At 47.2% G+C, this 16,491-nt stretch carries 14 protein-coding genes; 11 read left to right on the forward strand and 3 right to left on the reverse strand.

Annotation, left to right across the window (positions count from 1 at the left end; translation table 11 throughout):
* The first annotated feature begins 1,197 nt into the window (after positions 1 to 1,197).
* Positions 1,198 to 2,823 (forward strand): ABC-F family ATP-binding cassette domain-containing protein, encoded by a 1,626-nt coding sequence (locus KB559_RS24415; RefSeq protein WP_211026030.1) that lies wholly within the window; start codon positions 1,198 to 1,200, stop codon positions 2,821 to 2,823.
* Between the two features lie 82 nt (positions 2,824 to 2,905).
* Here the strand turns inward: KB559_RS24415 and KB559_RS24420 are convergent, their stop codons facing one another.
* On the reverse strand, positions 2,906 to 3,094 hold the full coding sequence (locus KB559_RS24420) for a hypothetical protein (protein WP_211026032.1): 189 nt from the start codon (positions 3,092 to 3,094) through the stop codon (positions 2,906 to 2,908).
* A 199-nt stretch (positions 3,095 to 3,293) separates the two neighbouring features.
* Between KB559_RS24420 and KB559_RS24425 the strand changes: the two genes are divergently transcribed.
* Entirely contained in the window at positions 3,294 to 4,178 is an 885-nt protein-coding gene (locus KB559_RS24425) for a cation diffusion facilitator family transporter (RefSeq protein ID WP_211026034.1), read from the forward strand.
* Between the two features lie 296 nt (positions 4,179 to 4,474).
* On the forward strand, positions 4,475 to 5,506 hold the full coding sequence (locus tag KB559_RS24430) for a C40 family peptidase (RefSeq protein WP_211026036.1): 1,032 nt from the start codon (positions 4,475 to 4,477) through the stop codon (positions 5,504 to 5,506).
* A gap of 80 nt (positions 5,507 to 5,586) precedes the next feature.
* Here the strand turns inward: KB559_RS24430 and KB559_RS24435 are convergent, their stop codons facing one another.
* Positions 5,587 to 5,913: a hypothetical protein gene (locus tag KB559_RS24435; protein WP_211026038.1), complete on the reverse strand. Its 327-nt coding sequence runs from the start codon at positions 5,911 to 5,913 to the stop codon at positions 5,587 to 5,589.
* 134 nt (positions 5,914 to 6,047) lie between these two features.
* Here KB559_RS24435 and KB559_RS24440 point away from each other — a divergent pair, with 134 nt between their 5' ends.
* Complete coding sequence (locus KB559_RS24440; protein WP_211026040.1) at positions 6,048 to 6,620, forward strand: hypothetical protein; 573 nt, start codon at positions 6,048 to 6,050, stop codon at positions 6,618 to 6,620.
* Positions 6,621 to 6,714: 94 nt separating this feature from the next.
* Here KB559_RS24440 and KB559_RS24445 read toward each other — a convergent pair whose 3' ends face one another.
* Positions 6,715 to 6,879 carry a DUF1328 domain-containing protein gene (locus KB559_RS24445; protein WP_211026042.1) on the reverse strand — a complete coding sequence of 55 codons (165 nt, stop codon included), beginning with the start codon at positions 6,877 to 6,879 and terminating at the stop codon, positions 6,715 to 6,717.
* A 274-nt stretch (positions 6,880 to 7,153) separates the two neighbouring features.
* Between KB559_RS24445 and KB559_RS24450 the strand changes: the two genes are divergently transcribed.
* From KB559_RS24450 to KB559_RS24480, 7 genes are all read left to right on the forward strand, one after another.
* Positions 7,154 to 7,663, forward strand: coding sequence for a DUF948 domain-containing protein (locus KB559_RS24450; protein WP_211026044.1), 510 nt, complete (start codon positions 7,154 to 7,156; stop codon positions 7,661 to 7,663).
* A gap of 106 nt (positions 7,664 to 7,769) precedes the next feature.
* Positions 7,770 to 8,312 (forward strand): hypothetical protein, encoded by a 543-nt coding sequence (locus tag KB559_RS24455; RefSeq protein ID WP_211026046.1) that lies wholly within the window; start codon positions 7,770 to 7,772, stop codon positions 8,310 to 8,312.
* A 113-nt stretch (positions 8,313 to 8,425) separates the two neighbouring features.
* Positions 8,426 to 8,770 (forward strand): YflT domain-containing protein, encoded by a 345-nt coding sequence (locus KB559_RS24460; protein WP_211026048.1) that lies wholly within the window; start codon positions 8,426 to 8,428, stop codon positions 8,768 to 8,770.
* Between the two features lie 215 nt (positions 8,771 to 8,985).
* Positions 8,986 to 10,155 (forward strand): PP2C family protein-serine/threonine phosphatase, encoded by a 1,170-nt coding sequence (locus tag KB559_RS24465; protein ID WP_211026050.1) that lies wholly within the window; start codon positions 8,986 to 8,988, stop codon positions 10,153 to 10,155.
* Positions 10,152 to 13,817, forward strand: a complete 3,666-nt coding sequence (locus KB559_RS24470) for a response regulator (protein ID WP_211026052.1) — start codon at positions 10,152 to 10,154, stop codon at positions 13,815 to 13,817. The genes KB559_RS24465 and KB559_RS24470 overlap by 4 nt, the downstream gene beginning before the upstream one ends.
* A gap of 124 nt (positions 13,818 to 13,941) precedes the next feature.
* Entirely contained in the window at positions 13,942 to 14,817 is an 876-nt protein-coding gene (locus KB559_RS24475; RefSeq protein ID WP_481856480.1) for a CheR family methyltransferase, read from the forward strand.
* A gap of 18 nt (positions 14,818 to 14,835) precedes the next feature.
* Positions 14,836 to 16,485: a response regulator gene (locus KB559_RS24480; RefSeq protein ID WP_211026054.1), complete on the forward strand. Its 1,650-nt coding sequence runs from the start codon at positions 14,836 to 14,838 to the stop codon at positions 16,483 to 16,485.
* The last annotated feature ends 6 nt before the right edge of the window (positions 16,486 to 16,491 follow it).

The raw sequence follows: 16,491 nt of genomic DNA on the forward strand, positions 1-16,491 counted from the left end.
CATTGAGTTCTTTTACAACCGCAAGCGCTCAAATAGCACAATTGGTTACATGTCACCGGTGCGCTTTGAACAGCTGTACTACCAAGTTGCGGCTTAAGAGTGTCCACTTTATTGACAGAAGAGCATTTTTGCAGTTAAATGATTCTGATGGTCTGTATGGAGCAAATTAGCTGTAGAAAATCCAGTTAATTTTTGGTGCTATCCCAAATGTAACTCGCACGCTTTACACACAACGTCACACACGCCACACACTACGTCACACACTACGTCACACACTACGTCACACACTACGCCACACACTACGCCACACACTACGTCACCACACTACGTCACAAACTACGTCACAAACTACGTCACCACACTACGCCACAAACTACGTCACAAACTACGTCACACACTACGTCACACACTACGTCACACACTACGTCACACACTACGTCACACACTACGCCACACACTACGTCACCACACTACGTCACACACCTCATAACTACCTCAAACAAGACCTCACCATATCTATCCATCCAACTTGCCAATGTACTTCTTCGCTCCTTGTTAGCCGGGGACATTAGCCCGCCCAAGTAAGATCGTTATATAAGACTGCTATATAAGACCGCTATATTGCTTCCCATTCGCCGGCTCCACACCATATCCACTTCTAATCGACGTGTCGCCAACCTAGTAACTTTCGCCATTCTCCATGGTGTTGGCTGCTTTTCATCGCGCCAAGCGCCAGCCAGCCTCCCCGAATTAACTGTAAATCCTACAGTTAATTTATATAAAAACCTCGTTTTTCTCCGATTAGCTGCAAAACCTACAGTTAATTCTCTAGTTTTTAGTCAAATTAAGCGGTATCGGCGAAATTAGCTGTAGGTTTTACAGTTAAATGTTCCTGATGCTCTGTACGGAGCAAATTAGCTGTAGAAAATCCAGTTAATTTTTAGGTTCTATCCCAAACGTAACTCGCGCGCCTCACACACTACCTCACAACTACCTCCCCACGTTAATCCATCCACGCAACAGGGTAGTGCCGGAAAGGTTTGGTTCATATACGAAGTTATTACTGGAGAACGGGGAGAATTCAGTTTAGGTGGCTTTTTCAAGTGCTAGTTATTAGGATGACTCAACTTACCGGACGATATGTGCTATAATATTGAGCCAGAAGCGTGATAACTCATAAAGGATGGGATTATTTAAATGATCAGTACAAATGGTGTAACGCTCCGCTACGGAAAACGGGCACTTTTCGAAGATGTAAATATAAAGTTTACCCCGGGAAACTGCTACGGACTTATCGGTGCCAACGGAGCGGGGAAGTCGACCTTCCTTAAAATTTTGTCCGGCGAGATTGAAGCCAACCAAGGCGAAGTGAGCATGACTCCTGGCGAACGTCTTGCTGTCTTGAAACAGAACCATTACGAATACGACGAATTCGCGGTTCTGGAAACAGTCATTATGGGCCATTCGCGTCTCTATTCTATTATGAAAGAGAAGGACGCCCTGTATGCGAAGTCCGATTTCTCGGAAGAGGACGGTATGCGTGCCGGTGAACTGGAAGGCGAATTTGCCGAATTGAACGGCTGGGACGCTGAGCCGGACGCTGCGGCATTGCTGATCGGTCTTGGTATTCCGCGTGATTTGCACGACAAGAAAATGGCGGAGCTCAGCGGTAACGAGAAGGTTCGTGTACTCCTTGCCCAAGCGCTGTTCGGACGTCCGAACAATTTGCTGCTTGACGAGCCTACGAACCATTTGGACCTCGAGTCGATCCAGTGGCTGGAGAACTTCCTTATGGATTATGAAGGTACCGTTATTGTGGTATCCCATGACCGTCACTTCCTGAACAAGGTGTGCACGCATATTGCCGATATCGACTTCGGCAAAATTCAGATGTATGTCGGTAACTACGACTTCTGGTATGAATCCAGCCAATTGGCCCTGACGTTACAGCGGGACGCCAATAAGAAGAAGGAAGAGAAGATCAAGGAGCTGCAAGCCTTCATTCAGCGCTTCTCGGCGAATGCTTCCAAATCCAAACAGGCGACATCCCGGAAAAAGCAGTTGGATAAAATTACGCTGGAAGACATTCGTCCTTCCAACCGAAAATATCCGTTCTTGCACTTTAAGGCGGAGCGCGAAGCGGGCAAGCAGCTGCTTACGATCGATGGCGTGACCAAGAGCTTGGACGGCGAGAAAGTGCTGGATAATCTTAGCTTCGTGGTAAACAAAGGCGATAAAATAGCATTTGTAGGGCCTCATTCCTTGCCGAAGACGACGTTGTTCCAAGTTATCATGGGCGAGCTTGAAGCCGAAGCGGGCGAGTACAGCTGGGGCGTAACGACTTCCCAGGCTTATTTCCCTAAAGATAACTCAAGCTATTTTGACGGGGTAGACATCAATCTGGTGGATTGGCTGCGCCAATATTCCAAAGACCAGGACGAAACCTTCCTGCGCGGCTTCCTGGGACGGATGCTGTTTGCCGGGGAAGAGGCGCTCAAGAAAGCAAGCGTGCTGTCCGGGGGAGAGAAGGTCCGTTGTATGCTGGCCAAAATGATGCTGAATGGCGCGAACGTACTTATCTTCGACGAGCCTACGAACCATCTGGATCTCGAATCCATTACGGCGCTTAACAACGGTCTGATCGATTTTGACGGAACGATTCTATTTACGTCTCATGACCATCAGTTTATCCAGACGATTGCCAACCGGATTATCGAGATTACGCCGAACGGCATCATTGACCGCGTTATGACCTACGACGAATACCTGGAGAGCGAAGAAATTCAAAACCTGCGCAAGACCATGTATCCGGAAGAAGTATAAGCATAGCTTTTTTCATAGCAACAACGAACAAGCCGCAGCTGTCGATAGACAGCCGCGGCTTGTTTTTGTTCGGGGACGGGGCCTACGAGCCTCCGGTCCGCCGGCGCTGGTTATTCGGTTTTTTGTTGTTTTGACTTTTTAGCGCCTTGGTCTGCTGGTTACCCTGCATTCCCGGTTTGCCCGAATTTTGTTGTTGCTGTTTTTTTTGCTGCAGCTTCTGGCGCATAGCTTCGGCCAGGTCGATTTTACGGGGTTCGTTATTTTCCGTCATCATGATCATCTCCTCATATTGAAGGGGGCTTGTTCCTATTTTAAACGTTTTTAAATATCCGTACAACGGGAATAATGATCAGGGGTTGCTTTTGCCTAGTGCAACACTGTTTCTCTGGACTTACACGGATTCTGTTTGCTACTATGATGGAACGACTTTGAAAACTTCATGTTGGGGAGAGAGCTGGAGGTGCAAATGCTTGGATATCTATGATGATATACGCAAAGGAGAACGGGGAGCCTGGGTCAGCATTACGGCCTATTTAGTGCTGACCGCCTTTAAATTGATCAGCGGTTACTTTTTCGCCTCAAGCGCGTTATTGGCGGACGGTTTTAATAATCTTACGGACATTGTAGCTTCGGTAGCGGTGTTGATCGGACTGCGTATTTCACAGAAACCGCCGGATTCGGATCACGCATACGGCCATTTACGGGCCGAGACCATCGCTGCGTTGGTGGCTTCATTTATTATGGCTATGGTCGGTATTCAGGTCATTATTAGCGCAGTGCGCTCATTGATTGAAGGACAGCATACCGAGCCTGATATATTATCCGCCGGAGTGGCGCTTATTTCTGCCGTAGCCATGGGCGGTGTTTATGCGTATAACCGGAAATTGGCCAAGCAGATTAATAACCAAGCATTGATGGCTGCCGCCAAAGACAATTTGTCGGATGCTATGGTCAGCGTGGGTGCTGCGGTCGGAATCGTCGGGGCCCAGTTCGGACTCCCTTGGCTGGACGGAGTCGCCGCTGTTTTGGTAGGGTTGCTGATCTGCAAGACGGCTTGGGAAATTTTCCGGGATTCTACTCACAGCTTGACCGACGGATTCGATGAGAAAGAGCTCAGCGACCTGCGGGGGACGATTGCGAGAATTCAAGGTGTGGAAGGGATCAAAGATTTAAAGGCCCGCGTGCATGGAAACCATGTGCTCGTCGATGTCGTCATTGAGGTTGATCCGCAATTATCCGTCATTGAAAGCCATCATATCAGTGATCGGGTAGAAGAACGAATGAGAAAGACCCAAAATGTAATGCACGTACATGTTCATGTGGAGCCGAAATCGGCTGAACCCGTTAATTCGTAGTCATTGTAGTAAGCTAGTTCAAAAGACTAACCATAAGTTGGATGGAAACCGGCAGACTTGCTCTGGCGGTTTTTCGGTATGCGCAAACGAGTTTTGAGGCCCATTCCCAATAGGGAATAGGGCCTCTTTTGTTGCTCAGGTACTAGGCAGATTGTAGGACGATAGCTTGATAACTGTGAGAATCGACGGATTTAGACAAACTTCGACATGGGCTATAATGGGAGGAAGCCCAAAGAAAGGGGGAACGACACAAGATTAGCCTATAGACACCAAGATTATCTTCAAGGAGGCACAACATGAAACGAAGCATTGCCGTATTAGCGATGAGTGCTGTATTACTTAGCTCTTATACATCAATACCAAGACAGGTATCGGCTGCAGCCCAGTCGGTTCAAAGCGTACTCAAAGGACATATTGAAAACGGTGTAAATTTACGCGATAAGCCTTCGCTTTCCGGCAACGTGGTCGGATTTCTGAAAAAAGGTACGGATGTAACGATTTTGGAGCGAAGCAGCGATTATTTTTATAAGGTTAAAAGTCAGGATGGAGCAACAGGATATGTCAGCGCTTCGGAGAAATACATAAGCGTTGGCCAAGCAGCCACGACTCCTAACGGAGGGGGGCAAGGAACCGCAGGGGTTGTCGTTTTCGGCGTTAATCTGAGGGATCAACCCTCTACCTCGGGGAAAATACTTGGCATGCTCAGCAAAGGAACTAACGTTACGGTTCTGGAGCGGAGCAACGATTATTTTTACAAAGTAGTTACCGAGAAAGGCAAGACGGGTTATGTCAGCACTTCGGATAAATACTTGGAAATCAGCGGTAAGGTGGCCGGACCGTCTCCAGCGCCTGCCCCGACACCGAAACCGGAACTGCCTTCATCTCTTCAGGCTAAGGTGGATCTCGTAATCAAGGCGGGTAAAAAATATCTTGGCACCCCGTATGAATATGGGTCCGATCGAAACACGACAACGACTTTCGATTGCTCCGATTTCGTTCGCCAGGCATACCGCGATGCGCTCGGGATCGTGCTTCCCGCCGATTCCCGCAAGCAAGGGACATGGATTCGCGATAACGGGACGGCCGTATATGATACCGGGAGTTTGAAGGCGGGCGATTTGGTGTTCTTCATGGAGTATAGAGGTTCAAAGGCCTCTTCTTATCAAAACATTGACCCGAACAACCAACGAATTACGCATGTATCTATTTATCTTGGCAATGGTCAAATGCTTCATACCTACTCTTCAAGCTCAGGCGGAGTACGAATCGATAAGTTGGATGGTTCGTGGAAATACCGTTTCCTCTATGGGGGAAGCGTGCTTAAATAAGTCTATATGTTCTTTCTAATAAAAATCGCTCCGCAGGATGAGGGAGAGCCCTTTGCCTGCGGAGCGATGTTGTTATACATTTAGAAGTAGGTTGGAACGTAGCCTGGGATGTAAATCCAAGCTTTGCCGAGCCAAGTGTAAATTTCTACCCAGTCATCGACCGTTTGGCCGGTAGGATGTACATCCTGCGGCGCTAATGCGCTCAACGCCACGCCGTTAGGGTTATTATAGAAATAAGTGATTTCCTTAAGCGTTACCGGATTCGGTGCGATGATGACATCTGCGGCCTCAACGATAGGCTCCTCGACTACAGGGGCAACGGGCTCAACGACAGGATCTGCGGATACTGCCGTAGCAAAAGCGGCGGTAAGAATAACGGATGCGGAAAGGGCTGCTAGCTTTTTCATAATGTGTTTCCTCCTTCAATCGGATTGTAATGTGTTCGTATACATGTAATAAACAGTCAAGCTACCTAAGAATCATTTTCCAGTTTATTTTTTTTAGTAACTTCAAAAATATCTGTTAAAGGAGGGAGCTTCCGATGGGAAAACGCAGGCTGTTCGTCGGCTTTGTACTTTTGTTGATCGTGGTTTTGCTGGTAGCCCTAGTGTTGTATATCCGTCCTGCAAAAAGCCTTGATTTACGATACTCCTCGATAGACTGGAAGGAGAAGCTGCTTGTTATGGCGGAGACCCGTCAACCGGCGCTGAATCTTTCGGAATCTGAGCTTAATCAGTTGGCGAAGAAAGAGCTGAATCAATATGTTGCGGAACAAGAGCTTCCGGTAAATGTTACAGGGGCCGAGTTTCGTTTGAACGGAAATCGGCTTACGGCCGATTTAAATGTTGCTTGGGGAGCGATTGAAGCGAGCGTGGAGGCCGGGTATCTAATGGAATATTCCTCAGGGAAGCTGCTGCTTGTTCCGGAGACTTTGTCGATCCGTCGATTCTCATTTCCTCCGGCAAATTTCGGACTTGAGCCTATTTCCATTGATTTAGGCCAGTATCTCCCCGAGGTTGTGAAGGTTAAAGAGGTGAACTTCCAGGAGAAGGCGCTCCGAATCAGCTTTAAGCTGGATTGGATCGAAGTCGCCAGATATTTGGATCTGTTGTAGCATCACAAACTAAAATTCAAAAGAATCAAAAAAACAGCAAGCCCCAAGTAAATGGAGGCTTGCTGTTTTTTTGATTCGAAAGAGAATCAGCAGGTTACAATGAGCGTCTTCTTCCTGTAAACAACGAGATTACGAATAGGACCAGGAATATGAAGAACAGAACTTTGGCGATCGAGGCGGCTGCGGCCACAATATTGAAGAACCCGAAGATGCCGGCGATCAAAGCTACAACCAGAAAAATCATAGACCATTTCAACATGGTAATCATCTTCCCTTCATATTAAATTATTGTATAGTGTAACTGAGGGTGCACTTACCGAGCGTTCTCCATGACCGGCTATCTGCCTATGCGGAGGGCAGAAGCCTGAGTGAAACGCTTCGCTCGTAGCCTTAATTAACCCGGGTATTTTGGCTTGAAACAGAACAATAATTTCCTTCGGGAGAGCGCTCCTGGCGCTTGTTTCGGGCCTTATGGCTTAGGGTAACTAAGGAGTATTGAACGATGAATCCTTTACAGAAAGAGAGGGAACGGAATGATCTGGGAAATAAGCGTTGCACTTATAGCCGTAGCATTTGCCGTACTAGTTGTATTTCTAATTAAAACCCTTAAAGCAGCGGAAAAGTCGTTGGATAAAACGACCCAAACCCTGCAGGAAGTCCAGAAGACTATCGATGAGCTAAGTTATGAAGTTAAAAATGTGGTTAGGCAAGCTAACGACATTACGGGAGATTTGCAGCATAAAATGGAGCAAATCGATCCGGTGCTCGAATCGGTTAAAAATGTCGGGGATGTGCTGAATGAGGTCACTCTGGCCGCCAAGCAGGTTTCCACGGCTTTTATTGACAGAATTAAAAGCCCGCCTAAGCCTAAGCATCCCAAGGTCTCCGAAGCTGCAAAGACCCAGCCTGCGGTAGCGCAGACGCCCGAAGAAATGCGGGCCTATGCTTTACCATATGAAACGCCCAAACCCGCAACTCAACCTCCGGGATGGATGAAATGGGTAGACGTCGCCGCCGGGATTTGGCAAAAGTACCGCTCTTAATTAAGAACGGTACATAGAATCTAAATGATTCAGCGCTGCGGCAGGGTCCGCACGGAAACGCAAGGGAATTGCCGGAGGTATGCAAACTTCAGGAAGGGTGAGAAATATGTTGAATGCACTGTTGCTGCTGTTGGGACTTCTTTCCCCCTTTGCCGGCGGAATGCAGGCGACTGCCGATTTACCGGTGCCGTCTACAGCCCGCCTTGCTCTTTGGCAACCCTCGTTTCCGGCCCAAGCGGCGGACGATACTTGGGGAAAGATCACCTCTATGGATTCCTTCGACTCCATGGATGGAATTACCCTGTATGACGACTACAAGAGTGTCCTGTCTAAAAAGGGAGAGCCGGATTCAGCAGATAAGGATCCTTATACCGGCTATACGGAATTCCGTTATGACGGCCTGACGATTGGTCTATATGAAGGCCTTGTTTATTACGTGCATACCGGTCCGTCTCCGGAAAAAATGTCTTTAAACGGGATATCGATTCCGTTGCAAGAGGTTTGGCTCCGTCACTATTTCGGGGAACCGGATTTTGTGGCGGAAGACGGGGATGTTTATATCCGGGGAAATGCAGCGCTTAAGGTCTACAGAGATCCTTTGTCGGGAAAGGTGACAGGTGTCGACCTGTTTGATGATGCGGCCTCGTAAATCTATATCAGGGAATTATCAATAATAACTGATTCAAAAAAATGCATCTAGGGTAATATACTCTAGATTTTGACTTTCGTCTTACGTAAATCAATAACAAGGAGCGTGGTATCATGAGCACGATCGACAACAAATCATATGCCAAAGTAGTCCAAAACGGTGTACAGGCTGTTGAGACCGTCCAAGAGCTTCACTCCACCGGATATTCAGCCGAGGATATTTTCGTACTGGCACACGATCAGGATCGAAGCGACAGAATTGCGGAAGCGGCCAACGCTAATGAAATTGGGATTAAAGAAGAGGGTATGTTTGCGGCAATCGCCAACTTATTCCGGTCCCGGGGTGATGAGTTGCGGGCAAAAATCGTTTCGCTTGGTTTTACGGAAACCGAGGCGGCGTTCTATGAAAAAGAATTGGATCTTGGAAAAGTGCTGGTCATCGCCAGAAGAACCGACTGATTTATTTAAGCTGGGCTATTAGGGTCCGATACATCAAAAACATAGATAAGGAATGGGAGAAATGCCCCATTCCTTATCTATGTTTTTGGAGGAGGATGCAAATCTTGACTAAACAGGAAGAAAATCGTCATTTTGTGTCGATAAAAGCCCGAAACATGTTATCCTAAATGGAAGGAAAGATTCCGTTATTATTTAAAATGATTAAGGAGAGTTGTATGAGAATTTTAATCGTTGACGACAATCCAACAAATATCATAATTATTCGGGAAATATTGAAAAAGGAGGATTATCGGGATACAGCAGCTGTTTCATCCGCTCATGAAATGTTTGAGCGATTAGGGGTTGAAACTCCGGGGCTGTTCACGGAAACCGGGGTCTCCGATATTGACCTGATTTTGCTGGATATGATGATGCCGGAGATGGACGGAATTGAAGCCTGCCGTCTGTTGCAGCAATATGAAAATTTGAAAGATATTCCTATCATTATGGTAACCGCGGTAGGGGATTCGAAAAAACTGGCTGAAGCGCTCGATGCCGGTGCTGTCGACTATGTGACAAAGCCGATCAATAAAGTGGAACTGATGGCAAGAATAAGGCTTGCTTTGCGGCTGAAGCAAGAGAAAGACTGGCATAAGGAACGGGATCAGAGAATCCAGGAAGAATTAAAGCTGGCTGCTATGATTCAGAATGCCGTCTTAAGCTCACCGATTCAGGATCCTCTTTTTGAAATCGACGCACTCTATAAGCCCTCATTTGAACTCGCGGGCGATTTGTATTCCTGGTATCCGCTCGGCGAAGGCAGATACGGGGTTATATTGCTTGATATGATGGGCCATGGCATCTCCTCGTCTTTATTCTGCATGTTTATTGCCTCCGTCCTGAAAGACACCGTCAGTACCTATGTAGAACCGGAAAAGGTTATTCAGGAACTGAACCGGAGATTCAATCTGCTGTACATCGACAGTCAGCTTGTCCAATACTATTTTACGGCCATTTACCTGGTGGTAGACACAAGATATAAGAAAATCGATTACGTCAATGCAGGACATCCTCCAGCGCTATTTTACCAGCAGGATAACCCTGTCGTTAAGTTGAACGCCGTATGCCCGCCGGTCGGGCTGTTCGACAAAATCGAAGCTACGACCCAGACGATTTATTATGAAGGCGACGGACATCTCGTCCTTTATACCGACGGACTTACCGAAGCGGTGGAAGGAACTCAGGACGAGCAATTGGATTACCTGGAGCAAAAGCTGCGGGGAAGCCATATTTTTAATAAGGAAGAGACAGAGCGAGTGTTGTTTGATGGGGATCTCCCACAGGAACGCGAAGATGATAAATGCCTGGTGTGGATCTCATTAAAAGGAGGAGAAGGCAAGGAATGAAGATTAGAAGCAAACTGGTGATAGGTTTCAGTTCGCTGATCGTTATTCTGCTGATATTGACATTTACAAGCTATGATCGGCTGAAATATATGAATAGCGAACTGGACAACATATCTTCCAATAAATATTTCATTATAAAGAATGCAACCGGTATGCGCGGCGAATATAACGATATAGCTCGAACTTTGACGAATATGCTGCAAAAGCAAGACGATGAATACACAGCTTCGCAGCTGTCTAAATTGACCGAGATGAACAAATCCGCCTTAAAATATTATGAATTGATCAAAAGCAAGGCGACAACCCCTGAAGAACAACGCGTCATAAGCACTACCGATAAAGTTATCGCGGATTTTGAGAGCTATAAAGAGCGAGTGCTTGAACTGATGAACCGGAAGGACTATCAGACCGCGAACCAATATCGGTTGGAGACCGGGCAAAATGTTCAGGATACCTTGCTAAATTCCTTAAATGATATGCGGGATTACTATAATGCCCAGATCGATATGGCTGTAGCCAGTGCCGGAGAGGCCTACGAGCGTTCTATACAAATGGCTATCGTCATTATGACGTTAGGCTTGCTGGTTGGTCTAGGTGTCGTGCTTTGGATACTTCCGAGCATATCCAGAGGATTTAATACAGTCAATCGGATGATGAGTTATTTTGGAAAGAACGAACTCAATGCGATTAAAGAAGTACCTATCCATTCGAAGGATGAAATAGGCGAGATGGCGCAGGTCTTCCAGGAAATCTCCATAGATTTACAGGAGAAGCAGGAGGCCGAGCAAAAGTATATGCAGCTGCAGATGGATCAATCCTGGGTCGATTCCAACCTTGCGCGCATTACGGAATTGCTGCATGGAATTAACTCACTGGAGCAGATTTCACAGATGTTTATCAGCGAGTTCACGCCACTGCTCGGAGCGCAATATGGAGCTCTCTACCTCCGTAATGAAGATCAGAGCCCGGATAAGCTCTATTTGGCAGGCGCCTACGCAAGTAATCACGATCTTAAGTCTCCTGACACCTTTAGAGTCGGCGAAGGGCTGGTCGGACAGGCAGCCCTCGATAAGAAGCCGATTTCGTTGGAGAAAGCTCCAAGCGACTATGTATCGGTAAGATCGGCTCTTGGGGAATCCAAGCCGAATCATATTCTTATTTACCCGATCATGTTTGAAGATGAAGTGCTTGGCGTAGTTGAGTATGCCGGGTTTGATCCGTTTACGCCGCTTGAAGAGACTTTGATGTCCGGGCTGGCGTTAAACCTTGGTATTATACTGAATAATATCAATCGTCGTCTGCGCGTAGAGGAATTGCTGCGCGAATCCCAGGCGTTGACCGAGGAGCTCCAGGTTCAATCGGAAGAGCTTCAAACGCAGCAAGAAGAGCTGCGCCGGTCGAATGAAAGTATGGAGAAACAGACCGTAGCGCTGAAGCGCTCCGAAGAACTGCTGCAACGCCAGCAGGAGGAACTGGAGCATTTCAATACGGAATTGATCGCCAAGACGCGTGCTTTGGAAGAACAAGTCCAAGAGGTTGAAGAGAAGAATAACGAAATCGAAAAAACAAAGACCGAACTGGAACGTCATGCGGCTCAACTGGCTGTAACAAGTAAATATAAATCTGAATTTTTAGCCAATATGTCTCATGAACTGCGGACTCCGCTCAACAGTTTGCTTATTCTTTCACAGCTGTTGTATGAAAATAAGGAAAGCAATCTGACCGAGAAACAGATCGAATATGCACATACGATTCATATGTCCGGCGCCGATCTATTGAAAATGATCGATGAAATTCTGGACCTGTCCAAGGTCGATGCGGGCAAAATGGAAATTAACCAGGAAACGGTCCGTCTTGATGAAATTAAACGGTTCGTGGACCAAAACTTCGGTCCTGTAGCGCAGCGTAACAAAATCGACTTACGGATCGAAATGGATGAGAACGTGCCGAAGGAAATTCAGACGGACGGGCATCGGGTGAAGCAGATCCTTCGGAATTTGCTCTCGAATGCATTCAAGTTTACGAGTCGCGGAGAGATCGCGGTAAACATCAGAACGGCCGCTGTAGACCAGCTGCCGCCAGCTCTGGATCCTGCAAAGGGATATTTGGAAATGTCCGTCAAGGATTCGGGGATCGGGATTCCAGCCGACAAAATGGACCTTATCTTTGAAGCTTTCCAACAGGTTGACGGCACGACCAGCCGCAAATACGGCGGTACCGGACTCGGGCTTTCGATCAGCCAAGGATTGGCTGGATTGCTCGGCGGCATAATAACCGTGAAATCCGCGGAAGGCGAGGGCAGTGTCTTTACGCTCTATCTGCCGGAGGATGCTCCATCCCGATTGTTTATTGCCGACCAGGAAGCCGCGGTGACCCATGCGACGGTTGCTCCTTACTTCAGCAGCAAGGGATCCTATGTCCGTCAGGTTGAGGAACCGGTAACCACGTTAAATCCGATGGATGACGACCGTGAATTGATCGAGGCCGGCGACAAGGTCATGCTCATCATTGAGGATGACGTCCAGTTTGCGAAGATTTTGCTCGACATGTCGCGCAGTCATGGCTTTAAAACCCTGATCGCGATCCAGGGGGATAAGGGATTACAGATGGCAATGGAGTACAAGCCGGATGCGATTATTCTGGATATTCAACTGCCGGTCATGGACGGCTGGTCAATCCTGAACGAACTTAAAAGCACTGCCGCTACAAGGCATATTCCGGTGCATGTCATTTCTGTAGTCGATGAGGCAAAGCAGGGACTTATGATGGGAGCCATCGCCTACTTGCGCAAGCCTTCTACACGTGAGCATCTAGAGCGTGCCTTTTCCCATATCGAGTCGTTTACCGAGAAGAGCCTCAAGCATCTTCTGATTGTGGAAGACGATGATGTCCAGCGGAATTCCATTATCGAGCTGATCGGCCACGACGATGTAAGAATTACGGCGGTTTCTACCGGCGGAGAAGCGCTACAGGAACTGCGGGAGAAACATTATGATTGCATGGTGCTGGATCTGATGCTGAGCGATATCACCGGCTTCGATCTGCTCGACCAGATCCGGGATGACGAGGATCTGAACGATCTGCCGATCATTATTTATACGGGTAAAGACCTTGATAAGCAGGAGGAATTGCGCCTGCGTAAATATACCGAATCGATCATTATTAAAGACGTGAAATCTCCGGAAAGATTGCTTGATGAAACGACATTGTTCCTTCATCGCGTAGAAGCGGACTTGCCTGAGGACAAGCGGCAGATCCTGCAGAAGCTTCATAACAAGGAAGAGCTGTTTGAAGGAAAGAAAATTTTGCTAGTGGATGACGATGTGCGTAATGTATTCGCCTTATCCAGCGTACTTGAAGGCTATCGGATGAATGTAATTTATGCGGAGAACGGCAGGGAGGCCATCGACTTCCTGAAAGAACAGGATGACATCGATATGGTTCTGATGGATATGATGATGCCGGAAATGGACGGATATGAGGCCATGCGGCAGATTCGCCAAATGCCGGAATACGCCAAATTGCCGATTATTGCCCTGACCGCTAAGGCCATGAAGGACGATCGGTCGAAATGTATAGATGCGGGAGCTTCCGACTATGTGAAGAAACCGATCCAGACTGATCAATTGCTGTCATTAATGCGGGTATGGTTGTATTCGTAATCCGGCAGAAAGGGTAAAAGAACTGTAAGAGGTTGTTCAAAAAGTCATCATCTTTCCATGATGAAGCAGATCAAGACAATAAATGAGTAGTGTGATTTTCAGTATTATAATCGGAGTTGAATCTATGGCACCCAGTGAATTTACTGAGTTTTCGGATATGGAATCGTATAGCCAGCCTGTAGAAAGTGAACGGGAGTTGCTTGAAATCGAGCTGCTTCTTGAAGGGGTTCACCGTTTGTACGGCTATGATTTCCGCAATTATGCCCTGCCTTCGCTGCGGAGGCGGATATGGCACCAGGTGCATGCAGAGCATCTCTCGACCATATCAGGCTTGCAGGAAAAGGTGCTGCATGATCGGGCCTGTTTCCAACGTCTTGTATACAGCCTGTCCATTCCGGTTACGGAGATGTTCCGGGACCCTCACTTATTTCGGACATTCCGGGAGAAGGTAATTCCGCTGCTAAGGACATATCCTTATATCCGTATATGGCATGCCGGCTGTTCTACAGGGGAAGAGGTTTATTCGATGGCCATTCTGTTGCATGAGGAAGGGCTATATGATAAATCGAGGATTTATGCAACCGACATGAACGGGAAATCACTGCAGGTGGCCAAAGAGGGAATTTTCGGAATTCAAAAAATGAAACTTTATACGAAGAACTATCAAGAGGCGGGCGGGACGCGCTCGTTCTCCGAGTATTATACGGCAAAGTACAATTCCGTAATTTTTCAGCCTTTTTTACGCAAAAACATTATTTTTGCCGAGCATAATCTGGCGACCGATCAATCGTTCAATGAATTTAATGTTATATTTTGTCGAAATGTCATGATTTATTTTGATGAAACACTGAGGAACCGGGTTCATTCGCTGTTTCACGATAGTTTAAGCCATTTTGGGGTACTTGTGCTGGGAGCGAAAGAGTCCATTCATTTTACGGATTATGATGATTGCTACGAACCTTTAGACAAGGTGGAGAAGATTTACCGAAAGATCAAATGAAGGATGCGGGAGGATTCCATGGGGGCCCAAGAACCGATTCATATCTTGCTGGTAGATGACCGCCCAGAGAACCTGATGGCCCTGGAAGCGGTACTGGAAAGTGAACAATATCATTTAATTAAGGCGACGTCGGGCGAAGAAGCTTTGAGGTTTTTATTGAAGGATGATTTTGCCGTAATCGTGCTTGATGTCCAAATGCCCGGACTTGACGGAATCGAAACCGCGAAACTGATCAAAGCCCGGGATAAGACCAAGGATATTCCGATTATTTTCATCTCTGCCAACAGCAAGGAGGCGGAGCATTTGTTCGCGGGGTACTCCGCCGGTGCAATCGACTACATGGTAAAACCGTTTATTCCGCAAATTCTAAGATCGAAAATCGAAGGCTTCGTAGACATGTATTTGACCAATCAACGGCTTAAAACCCAAAGTATGCTGCTGCAGCAAAAGACGCTGGAGCTCGAACGGGCTAACGAGGAACTCGTAAGGGCCAAAGAAGCCGCTGAAATTGCTGCGAAGGCGAAAACGGAATTTTTGGCTATGATGAGCCATGAAATTCGTACCCCGATGAACGGCGTTATCGGGATGATCGATCTGTTGATGGAGACGGAGCTTCAAGACGAGCAGAAGGAATATGCCGAGATTATCCGGGGCAGCGCCGATACGCTTGTCACGATCATCAACGACATCCTGGATTTTACGAAGATGGAGTCCGGAAAAATGGAGCTGGAAGAAAGCCCGTTTGAGCTAAGGGCTACGATTCAGGAAGTCAGCAGTCTGTTTTCGTTGGATGCGAGCCGTAAGGGCCTTGAGTTCGTTTCGTTTGTCGATGAACGGATTCCTGCGCTGCTTTACGGGGATATGGGGCGGCTGCGCCAGGTGCTCATTAATTTGATCGCAAATGCGATGAAATTTACTGAACAGGGCGGTATTTATCTTGTGGTATCCAGCAGAGAAATGGATGATGGCAAGTTCATGCTTGAATTTACGGTGAAGGATACGGGCATCGGGATTTCGCCTGAGAAAGTCGACCGCTTATTTAAGCCTTTTTCACAGTTGGATTCGTCTATGACGAGAAAATACGGCGGAACCGGGCTTGGTCTGGCAATTTGTCAGACCCTTGTCCATATGATGGGCGGCACGATCAGAGTAGAGCCTTTGGAAGAAGAAGGAGCGACCTTTGTCTTTACGATTTGCGTAAGTATGTATGAGGATGACACAGAGGAAATGGCCTGCACGGCGCAGGAAATTTCGTTTGTTGGAGATCCCGAGCACAGAGAGCGCGTGCTGGTTGTCGACGATCATCCTGTAAATCAGCGCTTAATGGTAAGTATGCTAAGGAAACTGGGGTATGAAACAGAGATTGCGGAAGACGGAGTTCAGGCGGTAGATCTGGCTCTTTCGCATGGCTACGATTTTATATTCATGGATTTGCAAATGCCGGTGATGGATGGGCTGGAAGCGACCAAGCGGATCCGTGAGCTACAGAAACCGGGCAGAAAACCGAAAATCATAGCGATGACAGCTAACGTGATGGACGGCATTAAGAGCAAATGTCTGCAAGCGGGAATGGATGATTACGTAAGCAAACCGTTAAAATTAAGCACGATAAAGACAATTTTATCCAAATATAGCAATAGTTTTATTGCGGAATCGTCGATTCGTTGATTCAGG

The sequence above is a fragment of the Paenibacillus sp. Marseille-P2973 genome (assembly GCF_018101095.1).
GTDB lineage: Bacteria > Bacillota > Bacilli > Paenibacillales > Paenibacillaceae > Fontibacillus > Fontibacillus vini.